The organism is Variovorax trehalosi, assembly GCF_051216415.1.
Lineage (GTDB): Bacteria > Pseudomonadota > Gammaproteobacteria > Burkholderiales > Burkholderiaceae_C > Variovorax.
The window spans coordinates 391954-409109 of sequence record NZ_JBPJZG010000003.1 but is presented as its reverse complement, the minus strand read 5'-3'; the positions used below and the strand labels follow the sequence as shown (position 1 = coordinate 409109).

19 protein-coding genes are annotated in these 17156 nt (G+C 66.6%); 10 read left to right on the top strand and 9 right to left on the bottom strand.

Features of this window, described 5'->3' with window-relative positions; genetic code table 11:
* Positions 1-3: 3 nt before the first annotated feature.
* Complete coding sequence (locus ACSFA7_RS13770) at positions 4-1209, bottom strand: hypothetical protein (protein WP_435499875.1); 1206 nt, start codon at positions 1207-1209, stop codon at positions 4-6.
* A gap of 258 nt (positions 1210-1467) precedes the next feature.
* Positions 1468-2241 (bottom strand): hypothetical protein, encoded by a 774-nt coding sequence (locus ACSFA7_RS13765; RefSeq protein WP_435499874.1) that lies wholly within the window; start codon positions 2239-2241, stop codon positions 1468-1470.
* A 315-nt stretch (positions 2242-2556) separates the two neighbouring features.
* On the opposite strand from ACSFA7_RS13765, the gene ACSFA7_RS13760 reads away from it, so the two are divergent.
* The 6 genes from ACSFA7_RS13760 (at position 2557) to ACSFA7_RS13735 (ending at position 7853) form a co-directional block, all read left to right on the top strand.
* Positions 2557-3621, top strand: coding sequence for a Fe(3+) ABC transporter substrate-binding protein (locus ACSFA7_RS13760; RefSeq protein ID WP_435499873.1), 1065 nt, complete (start codon positions 2557-2559; stop codon positions 3619-3621).
* A 43-nt stretch (positions 3622-3664) separates the two neighbouring features.
* Positions 3665-5338 carry an ABC transporter permease gene (locus tag ACSFA7_RS13755; protein WP_435499872.1) on the top strand — a complete coding sequence of 558 codons (1674 nt, stop codon included), beginning with the start codon at positions 3665-3667 and terminating at the stop codon, positions 5336-5338.
* Positions 5335-6018 (top strand): ABC transporter ATP-binding protein, encoded by a 684-nt coding sequence (locus tag ACSFA7_RS13750; protein ID WP_435499871.1) that lies wholly within the window; start codon positions 5335-5337, stop codon positions 6016-6018. The genes ACSFA7_RS13755 and ACSFA7_RS13750 overlap by 4 nt, the downstream gene beginning before the upstream one ends.
* Before the next feature lie 99 nt (positions 6019-6117).
* Positions 6118-6798, top strand: a complete 681-nt coding sequence (locus tag ACSFA7_RS13745; RefSeq protein ID WP_435499870.1) for a glutathione S-transferase family protein — start codon at positions 6118-6120, stop codon at positions 6796-6798.
* Between the two features lie 63 nt (positions 6799-6861).
* Positions 6862-7275 carry a lactoylglutathione lyase gene (gene gloA, locus ACSFA7_RS13740; RefSeq protein ID WP_435499869.1) on the top strand — a complete coding sequence of 138 codons (414 nt, stop codon included), beginning with the start codon at positions 6862-6864 and terminating at the stop codon, positions 7273-7275.
* A 17-nt stretch (positions 7276-7292) separates the two neighbouring features.
* Positions 7293-7853, top strand: coding sequence for a DUF1697 domain-containing protein (locus tag ACSFA7_RS13735; protein WP_435499868.1), 561 nt, complete (start codon positions 7293-7295; stop codon positions 7851-7853).
* Here the strand turns inward: ACSFA7_RS13735 and ACSFA7_RS13730 are convergent, their stop codons facing one another.
* The 4 genes from ACSFA7_RS13730 to ACSFA7_RS13715 all read right to left on the bottom strand — a co-directional run bounded on the left by ACSFA7_RS13730 (position 7854) and on the right by ACSFA7_RS13715 (position 11816).
* Entirely contained in the window at positions 7854-8582 is a 729-nt protein-coding gene (locus ACSFA7_RS13730; RefSeq protein ID WP_435499867.1) for a haloacid dehalogenase type II, read from the bottom strand.
* A 2-nt stretch (positions 8583-8584) separates the two neighbouring features.
* Complete coding sequence (eda, locus tag ACSFA7_RS13725; protein ID WP_435499866.1) at positions 8585-9226, bottom strand: bifunctional 4-hydroxy-2-oxoglutarate aldolase/2-dehydro-3-deoxy-phosphogluconate aldolase; 642 nt, start codon at positions 9224-9226, stop codon at positions 8585-8587.
* Positions 9217-11052, bottom strand: coding sequence for a phosphogluconate dehydratase (gene edd / locus ACSFA7_RS13720; protein WP_435499865.1), 1836 nt, complete (start codon positions 11050-11052; stop codon positions 9217-9219). The genes eda and edd overlap by 10 nt, the downstream gene beginning before the upstream one ends.
* Before the next feature lie 200 nt (positions 11053-11252).
* Positions 11253-11816 carry an OmpA family protein gene (locus ACSFA7_RS13715; RefSeq protein ID WP_435499864.1) on the bottom strand — a complete coding sequence of 188 codons (564 nt, stop codon included), beginning with the start codon at positions 11814-11816 and terminating at the stop codon, positions 11253-11255.
* A 135-nt stretch (positions 11817-11951) separates the two neighbouring features.
* Here ACSFA7_RS13715 and ACSFA7_RS13710 point away from each other — a divergent pair, with 135 nt between their 5' ends.
* Positions 11952-12659, top strand: a complete 708-nt coding sequence (locus ACSFA7_RS13710; RefSeq protein WP_435499863.1) for a gamma-glutamylcyclotransferase — start codon at positions 11952-11954, stop codon at positions 12657-12659.
* On the top strand, positions 12656-13195 hold the full coding sequence (locus ACSFA7_RS13705; RefSeq protein WP_013542668.1) for a superoxide dismutase family protein: 540 nt from the start codon (positions 12656-12658) through the stop codon (positions 13193-13195). Before ACSFA7_RS13710 ends, ACSFA7_RS13705 begins: the two co-directional genes overlap by 4 nt.
* A gap of 5 nt (positions 13196-13200) precedes the next feature.
* On the opposite strand, the gene ACSFA7_RS13700 is transcribed toward ACSFA7_RS13705, so the two are convergent.
* Positions 13201-13767 (bottom strand): nucleotidyltransferase family protein, encoded by a 567-nt coding sequence (locus tag ACSFA7_RS13700; RefSeq protein ID WP_435499862.1) that lies wholly within the window; start codon positions 13765-13767, stop codon positions 13201-13203.
* Between the two features lie 29 nt (positions 13768-13796).
* Between ACSFA7_RS13700 and pdxH the strand changes: the two genes are divergently transcribed.
* Positions 13797-14450: a pyridoxamine 5'-phosphate oxidase gene (gene pdxH / locus ACSFA7_RS13695; RefSeq protein WP_042581071.1), complete on the top strand. Its 654-nt coding sequence runs from the start codon at positions 13797-13799 to the stop codon at positions 14448-14450.
* Between the two features lie 6 nt (positions 14451-14456).
* Here the strand turns inward: pdxH and ACSFA7_RS13690 are convergent, their stop codons facing one another.
* Entirely contained in the window at positions 14457-15647 is a 1191-nt protein-coding gene (locus ACSFA7_RS13690; RefSeq protein ID WP_435499861.1) for an OmpA family protein, read from the bottom strand.
* A 39-nt stretch (positions 15648-15686) separates the two neighbouring features.
* Between ACSFA7_RS13690 and ACSFA7_RS13685 the strand changes: the two genes are divergently transcribed.
* The gene (locus tag ACSFA7_RS13685) at positions 15687-16037 is read left to right on the top strand and encodes a hypothetical protein (RefSeq protein ID WP_435499860.1); all 351 of its coding nucleotides are present in this window, start codon (positions 15687-15689) and stop codon (positions 16035-16037) included.
* A 149-nt stretch (positions 16038-16186) separates the two neighbouring features.
* Here ACSFA7_RS13685 and ACSFA7_RS13680 read toward each other — a convergent pair whose 3' ends face one another.
* Positions 16187-17137 carry an AEC family transporter gene (locus ACSFA7_RS13680; protein ID WP_435499859.1) on the bottom strand — a complete coding sequence of 317 codons (951 nt, stop codon included), beginning with the start codon at positions 17135-17137 and terminating at the stop codon, positions 16187-16189.
* Between the last annotated feature and the right edge of the window lie 19 nt (positions 17138-17156).

Below are 17156 nucleotides of genomic sequence, written 5' to 3'. Positions count from 1 at the left end.
GCCCTATCGCAACATGTCATTAATTTGCCTCAGTAGATCTCTGAGTTTTCCAACAACCTGCGTCCCCCGATGCTGCACCTGCCTCTTGACGTGACCAGCCATATAGCTGTCGGCCCGAAAGATTGAGACATAAGGTGCATATGCAGCGTGCACTCCGTCAGCGAAATCGCTTGCCGAGGGCATACGTGGCTGAATACCGAAAGAGTCTCGGGCCACAGAAAAGATGGTTCGGACCATAGCCGAGACGCCGGGGCAGTACATGTCGACAAGGCTCACGTCAGCAATTGGCTGGCATGCGGGGTAAGCATCCTTCAAAAGCCTATTAGTAATCTTGATTAGCGTATCGTCCTGCAACGTTCGCCATTCCTTGGCAGTAAAGATATCAGCCTTCACTTTTCTCCCGCTGCGCTCCTGAAGGCGATGCCACTCTTGCGCATCAGCTATCAGTCCCTGCAAGTTCGCTATGAATTTCTGAGAGGGCTCGCGAAGCCAGCGAGTAACTGGACTCATCTTGTCATGGTGTTCAGCGAACCAACGCATCATCCAGCTTGGGTCGCGCAGGCTACTCAGGAATGCATCTTCGGCTTCTTTAGTCGTTGCATGCCCGAGCGCGTAGCGAGCCAGAACCTTGGCATCCTCCGGGCGCATGGGGTAGTTGCTAAGCATGGCATCCACATTGGGGTTTGCTGCCTGCGCCGTGAACCAAGCTTGAAGTTGAGCAGCAGGTGCACGGCCCTTAAGAAGCTCGCGCTTGGTTGCACGCCGATGTGCTCGGTCAACTCCATGTTCTTTGAGCGCTTCCATAACCGTATCAATCCGGTCAGCGTGCGTGAACGGGGATAGCAAGTCGCCATCAAACACCGGGAACCAGGTCGCATCATTTGTCAGGACGCTTAGTGGCGTCATATGCAAGCCGGCGACGCGAGCGAGTTCTCCTTGGACCAGTCTCTGAATCGAGATTAGGGCGTTTTTTCCGCAAAGTGCAACGAGTAAATCTGCACGAGCCGCCGCAGCCCCAGTGTGCTCGGCCTTCAATGGAGCCATCTCCATGATATGAGTACCTGCGAATGCAAAGACGACCGACTCCGACTTTGCAAGTTCCAGCAACTGACGCCGGATTTCATCTAGTTCGTCGGTTCTGCGGCTTGGGTCTGATAGCAGTGAGTAATCGTTGTTGTCTAAACAGATGATTGGCGGAGTCTTTTGCATCAAGAGTGAGCTCCCCGAAAGCGAATGTGAAAAACCAGGCTATGGGAAACGCAGCCGACAAACCGGGGGTTCGCGGGAGACACGCATGTGGTCAAAAACCTTCTCCAACTTACACATCGAGGCTGTCGAGACGAGATACCGCGTCACGGCCAACGCAAACTGCGAAGTCGACAGAGAGCTGCTTTGCAACAACGAAATGGCGGCCCGGCAGTATCCTCACCGCCGCTAGCACTAGCGCAGCTGTCCCTGCAGGAGCAACTAGATCTTGCGAAGCGTCACGAATACCCCTTTCCCGTGACGCTCGCTAGGAACACCAATGCCGAAGCCATGCTGGTAGTCGTCCGCCAACGATCTCAGCTCCGCCTCATCGGACTCCCAAAGCGTGAACACCAAGCGCTCTTGCCGCACTTCTGCTTGCTCATCCGATTTACAGATGATCTGGATATCGTAGTCCCCAGCCGTCCAACAGAAGTTGGCCGCATACATGGCTTGGGCCGCTTGCAGAAGAATCGGGTCAAGGGTGACCAATTCTTGGGGCGCGTGCTCTTTGATGCTCTTGGCTTGAGCTACCTCCGCCTTCCTGCCGATGTCTACGCGCACTTTGGATGCCAACTGCCCAAGATCTCGATCTCTCTCTCGAGAAATGTGTTGGTACGCATTCATACTGCGAGTGACTTCGGCACCCGGTGCAACCGTAAGTGGCATGACGAGAAGTGTCTGAGCTTGGCGTGGATCGGGGTGAAACTCCAAGATTGGTGCTTCAAGCAGATCCACTCCGCCCCGTCGGAATTTGATGCTCAAGGATGTGACCCTGGCGGGCTTTCCACCTGCGTTCCTTATGCTTAGCACCACACCAGCGGACGCATAGCCTGCAACGTGCGTGATACGCAGTTGATTGGGCAGCTCAAGTATTAAGCGCGGCTTGCTAAACCAACGCACAACTGGCGGTGCCTGAGAGAGGCCAATTGCTATGAGCGACGACACGAACGCCCAAAACGTCCAGTCTTGATAGAAAGGGGAAGCGGTGCTCATATTGCTTTCGACTGATTGATGCGAGAGTCTGCCTCGGCAGTATGCGGCGTCGGTCCGGACTTTCCCTTTGCCGCCAAAGCTGACGACAACTGCCAGGTCCGCATCAAATCTGCACTGCCAATGCCACGGCATTTCCTGCCCGAGTCGACACAAATCACCGTCAAAGCTCGCAGCCCGCCTCATTCAAGTAGGCCTTCGCCTTGTAAGTCCAAAAGTCTCCTGCTCCTCCCGCATGTTGATAATTGTTCGCATCGGCGGCCGCAGGCCGGCCCGCCGGTGTCTCCCCAAGAACACCTATCGAACTGGAGGATCTTCATGACCCAACGCTCCGGCGCCCTCACCCGCACCCGCGCTGCGCACGCCCTGATCGGCGCCACCACTGCCTGGCTCGCCCTCACCGCCCTGCCCGCGCATGCCGCCGAAGAGCTCACGCTCTACACGACGCGCGAGCCCGCGTTGATCCAGCCGCTGATCTCCGCCTTCAGCGCGCAGAGCAACATCAAGGTCAACACCGTGTTCGTGAAGGACGGATTGCTCGAGCGCGTCAAGGCCGAGGGCGCACGCTCGCCGGCCGACGTGCTGATGACCGTGGACATCGGCAACCTGATGGACCTCGTCGATGGCGGCGTGACGCAGCCCGTGAAATCGCCCGCGCTCGAATCGGCCATTCCGGCCAACCTGCGCGGCGCCGACGGCCAGTGGTTCGCGCTCTCGCTGCGCGCCCGCGTTCTGTATGCCGACAAGACGCAGCCGCTCACCAGCTTCCGTTATGAAGACCTCGCCAACCCGAAGTACAAGGGCAAGGTCTGCATCCGCGCAGGCCAGCATCCCTACAACACGGCACTCGTCGCAGCGCTGATCGCGCACGACGGCGAAGCCAAGGCCGAGCAGTGGCTGCGCGGCGTGAAGGCTAACCTCGCGCGCAAGGCCACGGGCGGCGACCGCGACGTGGCGCGCGACATCCTCGGCGGCATCTGCGACATCGGCATCGCCAACTCGTACTACGTCGGCCAGATGAAGAGCGCCAAGGAAGGCACCGACGCGCGCAAGTGGGGCGATGCGATCAAGGTGGTGCGCCCGACCTTCGCCAACGCCAAGAGCGGCGGCACGCACGTCAACATCAGCGGCGCCTCGGTGGCGAAGAACGCGCCGCAGCGCGCCAACGCGGTCAAGCTGCTCGAGTTCCTGGTGTCCGAGCCGGCACAGGCGCTCTACGCGCAAACCAACTACGAGTACCCGGTGCGCAAGGGCGTGGCGCTCGATCCGATCATCGGCCAGACCATCGGCGAGCTGAAGGTCGACCCGCTGCCGCTCACCGAGATCGCCAAGTACCGTAAACAGGCCAGCGCGCTCGTTGACAAGGTCGGCTTCGACCAGTGATGGACGCACGCAGGCACGCCTTGCCGGTGCCTGAAAAATGCAAATGACACGGCGCCAGCCACCAGCCCTGCAAGCCGCAGGACCGGTCTGGCGCCTTGCCTCGTTCGCGATCGCGATCGGTGTGCTTGCGCCGGTTCTCACGCTCCTGTGGCTCGCGTTCGGTTCCGGCATCGGGCACTGGGGGCCGCTGTTCGCGCATGTGCTGCCGCAGGCGGCGCTCAACACGGCCCTGCTGCTGGCCGGTGTCGGCACGCTGGTGCTGGTGATCGGCACCGGCTGCGCGTGGCTCGTCACTGCGCATGACTTTCCAGGACGCGGCGTGCTGCACTGGGCCTTGTTGCTGCCGCTCGCGATGCCGACCTACATCGTCGCCTTCGCATACCTCGACCTGCTGCACCCCATCGGCCCGGTGCAGGGCGCGATCCGCTGGGTGCTGGGCTTCGACAGCCCGCGCCAGTTCCGCCTGCCCGATCTGCGCTCGATGCCGGGCGCGATCTTCGTGCTCGGCTTCGTGCTCTATCCGTATGTCTACATGACGGCGCGCGCGATGTTCATGACGCAGCCGGCGCACCTGCTGGAAGCCGCGCGCACGCTGGGCGAGAGCCGCCGCGGCGCATTCTTTCGCGTGGCGCTGCCGCTCGCTCGGCCCGCGCTTGCGGTCGGGCTGAGCCTTGCGCTGCTCGAAACGCTCAACGACATCGGCGCTTCGGAATTCCTCGGCGTCAACACGCTCACGGTGGCGGTCTACACGACGTGGATCACGCGGTCCGACCTGGCCGGTGCAGCGCAGATCGCCTGCGCCATGCTGTTCGTGGTGGTGGCGCTGGTATGGCTCGAACGCAATGGGCGACGACACCAGCGCTTCGGCTCGGCACAGCGCATGCGCGCGGTGCAGCCGCGGCGCTTGCATGGTGGCGCCGGCTGGGCCGCGACCACAGTCACTGCACTGCCAGTGCTGATCGGCTTCGTGGCACCTGCGCTGTATCTCGTCTGGGAAAGCGCGAAGCGGCTGCGCCTGGGTGGTGGTGTTTCGCAAGGGCTGATTGCGAGCCTCGGCAACACGCTCGCGCTGGCCGCAGGGGTCACCGTGGTGGCGGTGGCGGCGGGCCTGGTCGTCGCATGGGCGGCGCGCAGCCAGGGCTCCGGCATCAACCGCGCGCGCTGGCAGGCACGCGCCGCCACGCTGGGCTATGCGGTGCCGGGCACGGTGCTCGCCATCGGCCTGCTCACGCCGGCGCTGGCCTTCGACGCCGCGCTCGCCACCGCATTCGGCTGGCAGGGCCTGCCGCTGATGGGCGCGGGCATCGTGCTCGTCGTGGCCTGCGCGATCCGGTTTCTCGCGATGCCGGTGGGCGGCATCGAGGCCGGCCTCGCACGTATTCCGCCCGCCATCGAGCAGGCCTCGCGCCTGCTTGGCGAAACCACCGCGGGCACGCTGCGCCGCGTGCATCTGCCGCTGCTGCAGCCGGCCATCGCCGCGGGTGCGCTGCTGGTCTTCGTCGATGCGATGAAGGAACTGCCCGCCACGCTGCTGCTGCGACCCGCCAACTTCGACACCCTGGCTACCTGGCTCTACGCCGAGGCCGCGCGCGGCACTTATGAAGAAGGCGCGATCGCGGCGCTCGCCATCGTGCTCGCCGGCCTGCTGCCGGTGATGCTGCTGGCACGCAACCAGCTGGGCACGGCACCGGTCGCGCCCGTTCCGGAACACACATGAGTTCTCCGCTGCACCTCGAATCGATCCAGCTCGCGTACGACACGCCGCGCGGCCTGCATACCGTCGTCGATGACTTTTCGCTGTCACTGGCGGCTGGCGACATCGCCTGCCTGTTCGGCCCCTCGGGCTGCGGCAAGACCACGGTGCTGCGCGCCATCGCGGGCTTCGAGCCGTTGCGCGCGGGCACGATCCGCCTCGATGAGGTCGTGCTCTCTTCCGCCGGTTCGCACCTGCCGCCCGAGCAGCGGCGCGTGGGGATGATGTTCCAGGAATACGCGCTGTTCCCGCACCTCTCGGCTGCGAAGAACGTGGCCTTCGGGCTGCGCCGCCTCGGCCGCGCCGCGCAGCAGGCGCGTGTGAGCGAGATGCTCGCGCTGGTCGGCCTGGCCGATGCGGGCGAACGCTACCCGCACGAGCTCTCGGGCGGGCAGCAACAACGCATCGCGCTGGCCCGCGCGCTCGCGCCCTCACCCGCGCTGCTGCTGCTCGACGAACCCTTCTCCAATCTCGACGGCGGCACGCGCGAACGCCTCACCGCCGAGGTGCGCGGCATCCTGAAGCAGGCTGGCCAGACCGCCATCCTGGTCACGCACAACGAGGCCGAAGCGCATGCGATGGCGGACCGCATCGGGGTGATGCACAACGGGCGTATCACCCACTGGCTCGACACGGTGGCCTAGCACAAGGCGCCCAAACAGCGAATGGGCTTTCCGGGAAAAGGTTGTTCGGGATCGCAAGAATCGCGGCGATCCCAGTACACAACCGAAGACGGAGAGCCCATGTCCCAACCCCTCACCCTCGTCAGCCACCTGCTGTGCCCCTATGTCCAGCGCGCCGCCATCGCGCTCGGCGAAAAAGGCGTGCCCTTCGAGCGCGTCGTGATCGATCTGGCGAACAAGCCCCAGTGGTTTCTCGACATCTCGCCGCTCGGCAAGGTGCCGCTGCTGAAGGTGCTGCGCCCCGACGGCACAGAGGCCGTGCTGTTCGAGAGCAACGTGATCTGCGAGTACCTCGAAGAGACGCAGCCCGGTGCCCGCCTGCACCCCGAAGACCCGCTCACCCGCGCCGAGCACCGCGCGTGGATGGAGTTCGGCTCGGCCATCCTCGCCGACCTCTGGGGCTACGAGACCACGCAGGACGCGGCCGTGTTCGAGCAGAAGCGCCTCGCGCTGGTCGCGAAGTTCGAGCGTGTCGAGGCCGCGCTCGGCGCCGGCCCCTACTTCGCAGGCAAGAGCTTCAGCCTGGTCGATGCGGTGTTCGCGCCGGTGTTCCGTTACTTCGAGGTGTTCGACACGCTCATCGATTCGCGCATCTTCGCCGCGCTGCCCAAGGTCGATGCCTGGCGCAAGGCACTGGCCGCCCGGCCGAGCGTGCGCGATGCGGTGGTGCCCGAGTACCCGCAGCACCTGATGGAATTCCTGAAGCGCCACGAGGCCCACCTGCTGACAGCGGCGGCTTGATCGCCACGGCGGCAAGCCGACAATAGCGGCTTCCCCCTTCCCATAACTACACGGCACCACGAGATGCGATTCCTCCACACCATGCTGCGCGTTGGCAACCTCCAGCGCTCCATCGACTTCTACACAAAGGTGCTCGGCATGAACCTGCTGCGCACGTCGGAAAACCCCGAGTACAAGTACAGCCTCGCCTTCCTCGGCTTCGACAAGGGCAACCCGGACCAGGCCGAGATCGAGCTCACCTACAACTGGGGCACCGAGAGCTACGACCTGGGCACCGCCTACGGCCACATCGCGCTCGGCGTGCCCGATGCGTACGCGGCCTGCGAGAAGATCAAGGCGGCGGGCGGCAACGTGACGCGCGAGGCCGGTCCGGTCAAGGGCGGCACGACGGTGATCGCCTTCGTGACCGATCCCGATGGCTACAAGATCGAGTTGATCCAGCGCGCCGAGCACGCCGAAGGCGCCGGCCTTCGCTGAAGCGCTCGGGCACTGCCATGGCCAGCCCGAAGAAAGAAAAGAAGACGACGGCGCGCCACGTCGCGCTGCTGCGCGGCGTGAACGTCAACGGCATCACGATCAAGAGCGCCGAACTGAAGGCGCTCTTTGTCGAGCTCGGCTTCGATGCGGTACGCACGGTGCTCGCCAGCGGCAACGTGCTTTTCGACACCGACGAGAGCGCTGCCGCCGCATTGCGCAAGCGCATCGAGCAGGCGCTGCGCAATCGCTTCGGCTACGACGCATGGATCGTGCTGCTCACTCAGAAAACCGTGGCCGACATGGCTGCGGCCTATCCCTTCGAACGCATCGACGAGGAGCGTCACCCATACCTCGTGTTCGGCTCCGACCCCGCGATGCTCGATGAAGTGATGGAGAAAGCCGGCACCGTCGACCCGAAGCTCGAGCGGCTGAAGCAGGGCAAGGGCGTGCTGTACTGGCAATGCCCACGCGGCGAGAGCACCGACACGCCGGTGGCGAAGCTGCTCGCGAAGACGCGCTACAAATCGAGCACGACCGCGCGCAACCTGCGCACGGTCGAGAAGCTCCTGACGGATTGATCAGCAGCCGAGCAGGTCTGCCAGTTCGTCGATGTCGCGCGCATGCAGGTTGTTGTCCGGCTGCGGCGACACATCCTTCGGCTTGGCGCGGCCGAACTCGTGGGGGCGCTCGATGTACGCGGTCTTGAGGCCGCAGACACGTGCGGCCGCCAGGTCGTCGTGGTGCGCGGCAGCGAGCATCACCTGGCCCGGCGTCGCATCGAACACGCCGGCCACGCCCAGGTACGTGCGCGGGTCGGGCTTGTAGGCCTTGAACACCTCGGCCGACAGCACGCAGTCCCAGGGCAGTCCGGCGCGCTTGGCCATCTCGGTCAGCAAACCGATGTTGCCGTTGGAGAGCGTGCAGATGGTGAACTTCTTCTTGAGCCGCGTGAGCCCCGTCACCGAATCGGGCCATGCCGGCAGTCGGTGCCATGCACGGCTCAGGTCGCGCTTGGCGGCGGTGTCGAGGCGGTCGGTCAGGTCGAAATCGCGCAGCACCTGCTCGAGCATGCTCAGGTGCAGCTCGTCGAGCAGCGTGAAGCCGCCCTCGCCCGCTGCAATGCGCTCCATCACCGCCTTCATCGCCGGTTGGTAGCCGGCACGCCAGGCGAGCGCGAAGGTCGCGCCTTCCACGCCCGGCAGCACGCGCTCGACTTCGGCGGCGATGCCGCTGTGCCAGTCGACCACCGTGCCGAACACGTCGAACGCGATGACCTTGAGGTCGCTCGCGTCAAAGTCGGCGCGCATGGTCAGCGCTGCAGCTGGCTCGCGGCGCGTGCCAGCTGTTCGATGCGTGCCCAGTCGCCGTCGCGGATCGCATCCGTCGGCACGATCCACGAACCGCCCACGCAGGCCACGTTCGACAGCGCGAGGAATTCGGCCGCGTTGCCCGCATGGATGCCGCCCGTGGGGCAGAAGGTGACGTCGCCGAATGGCCCTTGCCAGGCCTTGAGCATCGGCAGGCCACCCGCCTGCAGCGCGGGGAAGAACTTGAGCTCGGTGTAGCCGTCTTCCTGCGCCGTCATGATTTCGCTGCCGGTCGCCACGCCGGGCAGAAGCGGCAGGCCGAGGTCGTGGCAGGCCTTGCCGACCGAGCGCGTGTAGCCCGGGCTCACGCCGAACTTGGCGCCGGCCAGCGCCGAGGCCTGCGCATCGGCCGCGCTGCGGATGGTGCCCGCGCCGGCCACCGCCTCGGGCACTTCCCTGGCGATGGCCTCGATGCACTGCAGCGCCTGCGGCGTGCGCAGCGTGACCTCGAGCATGCGGATGCCGCCGGCCACCAGCGCGCGCGCCAGCGGAATGGCGTCTTTCACGTCGTTGAGCACGATGACCGGAATGACCGGTGCGTCGCGCATCACGTCGAGCGCGGTGAGTTTGTCGTTTACAGCCATGAGCAGGCTCCTTCTTCGGCAGTCAATGCATTGCGGCGCATGCCGGCGAACAACTCTCGGCCGAGGCCGTGTCCGTCGGCGATGCGCTGCGCTTCGGGCAGCGTCGCGGTTTCGCGCGCGGCCCATTCGTCTTCGGGCAGCAGCACGGCGAGCGTACCCGCTACCGCGTCCAGGCGGATCACGTCGCCGTCGCGCACCTTGGCCAGCGGTCCGCCCGCGGCCGCTTCGGGCGACACGTGGATGGCCGCCGGGATCTTGCCCGACGCGCCGCTCATGCGGCCATCGGTGACCAGCGCGACGCGGAAGCCCTTGCCCTGCAGCACCGACAGCGGCGGCGTGAGCTTGTGCAGTTCGGGCATGCCGTTGGCCTGCGGGCCCTGCCAGCGCACCACGCAGACCACGTCGCGTTCCAGTTCGCCGGCGGTGAAGGCCTTCTGCAGCGCGGCCTGCGAATCGAACACGCGCGCGGGCGCTTCGATCACGTGGCGGTCGTCGGGCACGGAGGACACCTTGATCACGCTGCGGCCGAGGTTGCCGCTGAGCAGCTTCAAGCCGCCGGTGGCGCTGAACGGCTCGGCCACCGTGCGCGCGACCGCGTCGTTCTTCGACGGGGCGGCGGGCGTCCAGTTCAAGCGCTGCTCGCCGCCTTCGACCAAGGTCGGAATGTTGGCGAATTCGCGGATGCCACCGGCGCGCACCGTGAGCACGTCGCCATGCATCAAGCCCGCATCGACCAACTCGCCGATCACGAAACCTGGGCCGCCCGCAGCCTGGAACTCGTTCACGTCGGCGCTGCCGTTGGGGTACACGCGGGTGAGCAGCGGAATGATGTCGGAGAGCTTCGAGAAGTCGTCCCAGTCGATCACGATGCCTGCCGCACGGGCCACGGCCACCCAGTGGATCAGGTGGTTGGTGGAACCGCCCGTGGCCAGCAGCGCGGCCATGGCGTTCACGATGCAGCGCTCGTCGACCATCTCGCCGATCGGCGGGCAGTTGAAGGCGACCTCGCCCGCCTTGCCAAGCACCGTACGCACCGCCTCGCGCGTGAGCGTCTCGCGCATCGCATCGCCGGGCTGGATGAAGGCCGTGCCGGGCACGTGCAGGCCCATGGCCTCGAGCAGCATCTGGTTGCTGTTGGCAGTGCCGTAGAAAGTGCAGGTGCCCACCGTGTGATAAGCCGCCATCTCCGCATCGAGCAGGCCCTGCCGGCCCACGAGGCCCTGCGCCGCCTGCTCGCGCACCTTCGACTTGGCGTTGTTCGACAGGCCCGAGGGCATCGGGCCGGCGGGTACGAACACGGTCGGCAGGTGGCCGAAGTGCAGTGCGCCGATCAGGAGGCCCGGCACGATCTTGTCGCACACGCCGAGCATCAGCGCGCCGTCGAACATGTCGTGCGTGAGCGCAATGGCAGTGCTCATGGCGATCACGTCGCGGCTGAACAGGCTCAGCTCCATGCCGGGCGTGCCCTGCGTGACACCGTCGCACATCGCGGGCACGCCGCCCGCCACCTGCGCGGTGGCACCGAGGCGCCGCGCCTCCTGCTTGATGATGTCCGGGTAGCCTTGGTAAGGCGCGTGGGCCGAGAGCATGTCGTTGTAGGCGGTGACGATGCCGATGTTGGGTGCGCGCTCGGTCACCACCCTGAACTTGTCGTTGGCCGGGATGCCGGCCACGGCGTGCGCCACGTTGGCGCAGCCCATCCGGTCAGAACCGCGGTCGCGGTTGCGGATTTCGGCAAGCCGTGCGAGGTAGGCGCTGCGCGGGCCACGGCTGCGCTCGCGGATGCGATCGGTGACGTCGCGGACGGTGGGATGTGTGCTGCTCATGGGGGTATTGGCTCTTGCTGCGTGTCGCCGGAGCGACTGGGGGCCTGGAGGCTCATCGTACCAAGCCAGGCGCAAACGGCCGATGAAATCCGGGCGCCAAGCGATACGAATTTACGCAGGCTTGGCCCATGGCGGCCTGGGGCGTCGCACCAATGAAAAAGCCCGGTGTTACCGGGCTTTTCTTGCTGGGATCGCGGGGTTCAGTCCACCAGCCTGGCCTCGACGCGGCGCGCCTCGGCGTTGTTGCCCGATCCCGCCGTCACCTCGGGCTTGTGCAGGTCGATCTTGCCGGCCGGGACGCCCAGGCCCACGAGCACGTCGCGCACCATCTCGGCCCGCTTCTTCGCGAGCGATTCGTTGAGGGCGGCATCGCCCGTGGTGTCGTGAAAGCCCGAGACCACCACCTTGCGGCCACTCTCCACGCCCTTGATGACCGCGGCCAGCGCCTCCGCGGCGCCCGGTGCGAGGTCGGCGCTGCCGGTCGCGAAATAGAAATTCACCACGCCGTTGACCACGCGGATGCTCGCGCCGTCGGGGATCGTGACCGTGACCGTCTCGGTCACCTCGGCCAGCTTGGGCGCCTCGCCGGGGGCGGGCGACGAGATCACCAAGGCCGGGGGCTTGCTCTGTGCTGCGACCGCGGCGCCGGTGGCACTGTGGCCCTTGTGCCAGATCACGATGCCCACCACGAAGAAGATCACCAGCGCGATCAGCGCCATGAGAAAGCCGAGGATGAAATTCTGCTGACCGTCGTCGTCGCTCATGGGTGCGCGTGCTCCGTAATTGAGGGGTCGGTAAATAATGGTGCGGTGAACCATGACCCCGAAATTGTAGGCGGCGCGCCTGACAGGCCCGTGTCGGACCCCGCGCCGAATCCGGGCCCGCCGGGCCTCGACCCCATGCCCAAGCCCTTGCGCGATCCGCAGCCCATGCTCGAGCGCGCGATTGCCGACTGGGGCGGGCACGACGACCTCTGGCTGTTCGGCTACGGCTCGCTGATCTGGCGGCCGGAGTTCGGCTTCATCGAGCGCCGCCCGGCCTGGGTGCACGGCTGGCACCGGGCGTTGAAGATGTGGAGCCGCGTGAACCGCGGCAGCATCCAGACGCCGGGCCTCGTGTTCGGCCTGCTCTCGGGCGGCAGTTGCCGGGGCATGGTGTTCCGGGTGCCCAAGGCCGAAGGGCTCGAAACGCTGCGCCGCCTCTGGCTGCGCGAGATGCCCACCGGCGTGTACGACCCCAAGTGGCTGCGCTGCGGCACGGCCGAGGGCCCGGTCAACGCGCTGGCCTTCACGCTGTCGCGGCGCAGCCCCAATTTCACGGGCGATCTCAGCGACGAGCGCTACCGCCACATCTTCGCCCACGCGGTCGGCCGGTACGGCAGCTCGCTCGACTATGCGCAGCAGACCCTGCTGGAGCTGCAGCGGCATTCGATCCACGATGCGGCGCTGGCCCGGCTGGTGGCGCTGGCCGAGGCCAAACAGGCATCTGAGGCATCCGCGGCAGCCGCCGATTGCGATGCGCCCCCGGCTCCGGTATATGTTCTGGGGTCTTCCGACAATTCGTCTTCCCAACCTTCTTCATCCCGACCGTCCAAGGAAAAACCATGAACCATCGTCGTCTCTTCGCCACCGGCACCGCCCTCCTGGCCACCGCCGTGCTCGCTGCCTGCGGCAGCATGGGCGGCAAGCCCAGCACGGCCGTCGAGCTGGTGCCGACCGCCGCGATCACGCCCAACCCGACCCGCGGCACGGTGAAACTCACCGCACTGGACCACGGCGTGCGTGTCTCGGGCGAAGTGCGCGGCCTCGTGCCGGGTAGCGAGCACGGCTTCCATATCCATGAAAAGGGCGATTGCGGCGACAACGGCAACGCCTCGGGCGGCCACTTCAACCCGACCGGCGGCACGCACGGCAAGTTCGCCGCGCCGGGCAGCCATGCCGGCGAACTGCCGAGCCTTGTGGCCGACGCCGGGGGCGTGGCCCGCTTCAGCGTGGACGACCACTCGATCTCGCTGACCGACGGCGCCGCCAACAACGTGGTCGGCCGCGCGCTGGTGGTTCACCGCGACCGCGACGACTTCACGACGCAGCCGGCCGGCAACTCCGGCCCGCGCATCGCCTGTGCGGTGATTCCGAAGGGCTGATCCGCCTAGGACCCCGCGCGTTCGAGCCACAGCGCCTCGGCGCGCGCCAAGGCCTCTGGCGTGTCGATATCGGTCACGATGCCGGCATCGTCCACCGCCAGGTCCGCTACCGAATCGATAGCGCGCATCGACCGAAGAACGGGCGCCGCGCCAAGGTTTCCCTCCAGCGCCGCGAGTTGCGCGCGGCATCCGGCGGCAAAGGCGACCGGATGGCCCCGCTCCCCCATGAACTGCGGCTGCACGGCGTTCACCCGGCCGTTGAGCGCGCCGGCCACGGCCCGCAGCGTCTCGGGCCGTACCAGCGGCAGGTCGCCCGGCAGGATCAGCCAGCCGGCGGCATCGGGCGTGGCGCGCACCGCAGCCGCAATCGAATCGCCCATGCCCGGGTGACCCGCATCCTCCAGACGCCACGGCAGGCCGCTCGCGCGCACCGCATCGAGCGTGCGCTCCAGCACCGGTTTGCCCGCGAGCAAAGCCTTCAGTTTCGAGCCCGTGCCGCCAGCTGCAATGAAGCGCTCGCCCCGGCCGGAGGCCAGCACGATCACCACGGGGGAATTCGCCTTCGTCATCATGGGCCGAGTATGTGCGCAACAATCCCGGCATGACTTCCCCTCTCTCCAACGAAGCGCTCGCCGCGCTGCGCAAGAGCTACGAGCGCGCCGAACTCGGCGAGGCCCATAGCGCGGACGATCCGCTGAAGCAATTCGAACGCTGGCTCACCGAGGCCATCGACGCGCAGGTGCCCGAGCCCAATGCGATGACGCTGTGCACCGTGGGCAGCGACCTCCGGCCATCGAGCCGCATCGTGTTGATCAAGGGTTACGACGCGCGCGGCCTCGTCTGGTACACCAACTACGAGAGCCGCAAGGGCCGCGAGCTGTCGGGCAATCCTTATGCATCGCTGCAGTTCCACTGGGTCGAGCTCGAGCGCGTGGTGCGCATCGAAGGCCGCGTCGAGAAGGCCGGCGCCGACGAGAGCGACGCCTACTTCGCCAGCCGCCCGCTCGACTCGCGCATCGGCGCCTGGGCCAGCCCGCAGAGCGAAGTGATCAGCGGACGCGACGTGCTGGTGAAGAACGCGGCCGTGGCTGCGGCGAAGCACCTGCTCTCTCCGCCGCGTCCGCCGCACTGGGGCGGCTACCGGCTGGTGCCGGACCGCTGGGAGTTCTGGCAGGGCCGCAAGAGCCGGCTGCATGACCGGCTGCGCTACCGGCTCGAAGGCGCGGACTGGGTGCGCGAGCGGCTCGCGCCCTGATTTGCTTCAGGCCTCGCAGGCCACCACCTTGAATTCAACGCGACGATCGAGCGCGTCGCTCGCATCGTCGGCCCCCGTGCCGACGATGTTCTCCCGAAAGCCCATGCCCGACTCGCGCAGCTTCTTCGCGAGCGGCGGCGCCTCGGTCACCAACCGCGACTTGACGCTCACCGCGCGCTGCAGCGACAGCCGCTCGTTGACCGACTCCGAGCCCGTGCGGCTCGTGTGCCCCGTCACCACCACGCACGAATCGATCTGCGCCGCCTGGCGCGCGATCTGCCGCAGCCACATCGGATAGGCCGCGCTGATCTTCGGGTCAGCGAGGAAGTCGGTCGAGCCCGGCTTGAACAGGAACTTGACGCTCAGGTTGTTGGTTTCCAGGCCCAGACGCGCGATGGTGCCGAAGGTCTTTTCCGCATCGGCCGTGCGCCCGAGTTGCGACTGCGTGAGATACAGGCCGCTGTAGATGCGCAGCTGCTGCCCGTCGGGCCGCTTGGCCGCCGCCTCGTAGCGGCTGAGCGCCTCGCTCATGCGGCCGGCCTCGTAGGCCGCGGTGGCCTCCTGCAGCACGGTCGATGTCGGCAGGCGTTCCAGATACAGCGCATCGGCCGCCTGCCCCGGCTGGGTTTCGGCGGTGCGGATGTAGCCCTCCACGCCGCGGTCCTTGCCGCTCACCGGGCTGTCGCGGAAGAACGCGGTGGGCCGCGTGTCGAGCGTCGCGTCGCTGATGCGCGCGACCGACTGCGCGATCACCACGCCGCTCTTGATCTCGGTCAGCGCGAGGTTCAGGCGGTAGCGCCCGCCGGCGGTGGCGTCCTTGTCGCGCATCAGCGTGCCGTTGAGCACGTACTGCGCATTGCCGATCTCGGCGGTGTTGAACGGGGACACGGTGAACTGCTTGAACTGCGCCTGCATGCGCTGCACGATGCGCTGCTCGGCCACGCGCGTCACCTCGGTCTGCTGGCCGCTCGCGCCGTCGAGCAGCGGGTCGATCACGATGCGGCGCTGCGAAAGCGACTCCACCTTCGCAAGAAAGGCCGGCAGCTTCTGCGTCTGCACCATCAGGTCGTCCACCGCCTGGTTGACGGCCTGGTCGAAGGGCATGGCATTGCCCGGCACGGGGCGGTTCGCGCAGGCGGCGGCGAGCGCGGCGGCGCACAGCGTCAGCACGCGCAGTGCGGTGCGGACCCTTTGCATGTTGGTGTTCATCATCAGCACTGACTCCTCAATGTCTTCATGTCTTCGTCCGACAACGGCTCGCCGACGGCGGCGCGCATGTTGATGTCGGTGCAGCGTTTCGAGGGCGCGGGTCTTTTCGCAACGGGCTCTCTCTGCGCTTCGTGTTGCTGCGGCGCAGGCGTTGCCGACGCCGTGGCATGCGGCCTGGGCTTTGCGTTCGGCCTGGCTGCGGTTGCGGGCCTCGCTTCGGCCTCCGCCGGCTTTTCGGGCGCCTCGCGCGGCACGTTGACCGAGAGGCACGGCGTCCTGCACGGCTTGCCATCGGCCGCCGCCTGCGCGGGTGAGCCGAGCGCGATCACCGTCGCGACCACCGCCATAGCAACAAGGGGCGAAGAGCACGCCGGGTAAATCATCAGCCGGCAAATGTAGGGCGACAGGCGCCGCGCGCCATTCCACCAAACGGCCACCCCTGCCAAACGGCATAGGGGCCGGCGGGCGGCCGATAGAGCGAAAGACCGCGAAGCGGCGGCGAAGGGAGAACCGAAGGACTCAGCTTCTCAGGGAAGCCACTGCACCCAGATCATCACGAGCGTGAGGGTGCCCAGCGCCAGCACCGTGGACACGGCCACGCTGGCCGTGACGAGGTCCTCGGCCGTGCGGTAGCGCTGCGAGAACAGGAACACGTTGGCGCCGATGGGCAGCGCCGCCGCCACCACCATCACGGTGAGCGGAATGCCGCGCACGCCGAGCAGCCAGCCGATGCCGGCCACCAGCAGCGGATGCAACAAGTTCTTCACCAGCGCCTGCACCAGCGCGCCGCGCCAGTGCCGCCCGATGGGGGTGAGCGCGAGCGTGATACCCACCATGACGAGCGCCACCGGACCGAAGGCCTGGCCGAGCAGCTGGATCGGCTTGTCGATCACCTCGGGCATCACGAGGCCGGTCTGCGCGAACAGCAGGCCCGCGATGATCGGCAGCGGCACCGGGTGAATGATGGCGTTGCGCAGGGCCCGCAGCACGGTGCGCGCCATCGAGCGTTTCTCTTCGCCGCTGACCACCGCATGTTCACGTGCGACGGCCAGTTCGAGCACGAGCGTGGCGCTGGTCATGAGCACCAGCGAATGCAGCGAGATGAGCGTCAGCAGCACCACCATGCCCGCCTCGCCATAGCCCAGGCCGACGAGCGCGATGCCGATCATCACGGTGTTGCTGTAGGTGTTGGCCAGCGCGATCACCGCGGCCGTGCGGTTGAATCCGCGCAGCGCGAGCGTGCCTGCGAACAGCAGCCCGGAGGCGATGAAGTACGCGGCAACCGGCTTGAGGCTGAGCTCCTGCACATGCACCGTGCTCATGGCGCGGAACAGCAGCGCGGGCGCGAGCAGCAGGAAGATGAGGTTCGACAGGTCCTTGACCGCATTGCCGCCGATCCATCGGCGCCTGCCGGCCAGGTAGCCCGCGGCGATGAGGATGACGACGGGGAGCAGCGATGAGATGACGAAGGAGTTCACCCATCGAGGATAAGCTGCC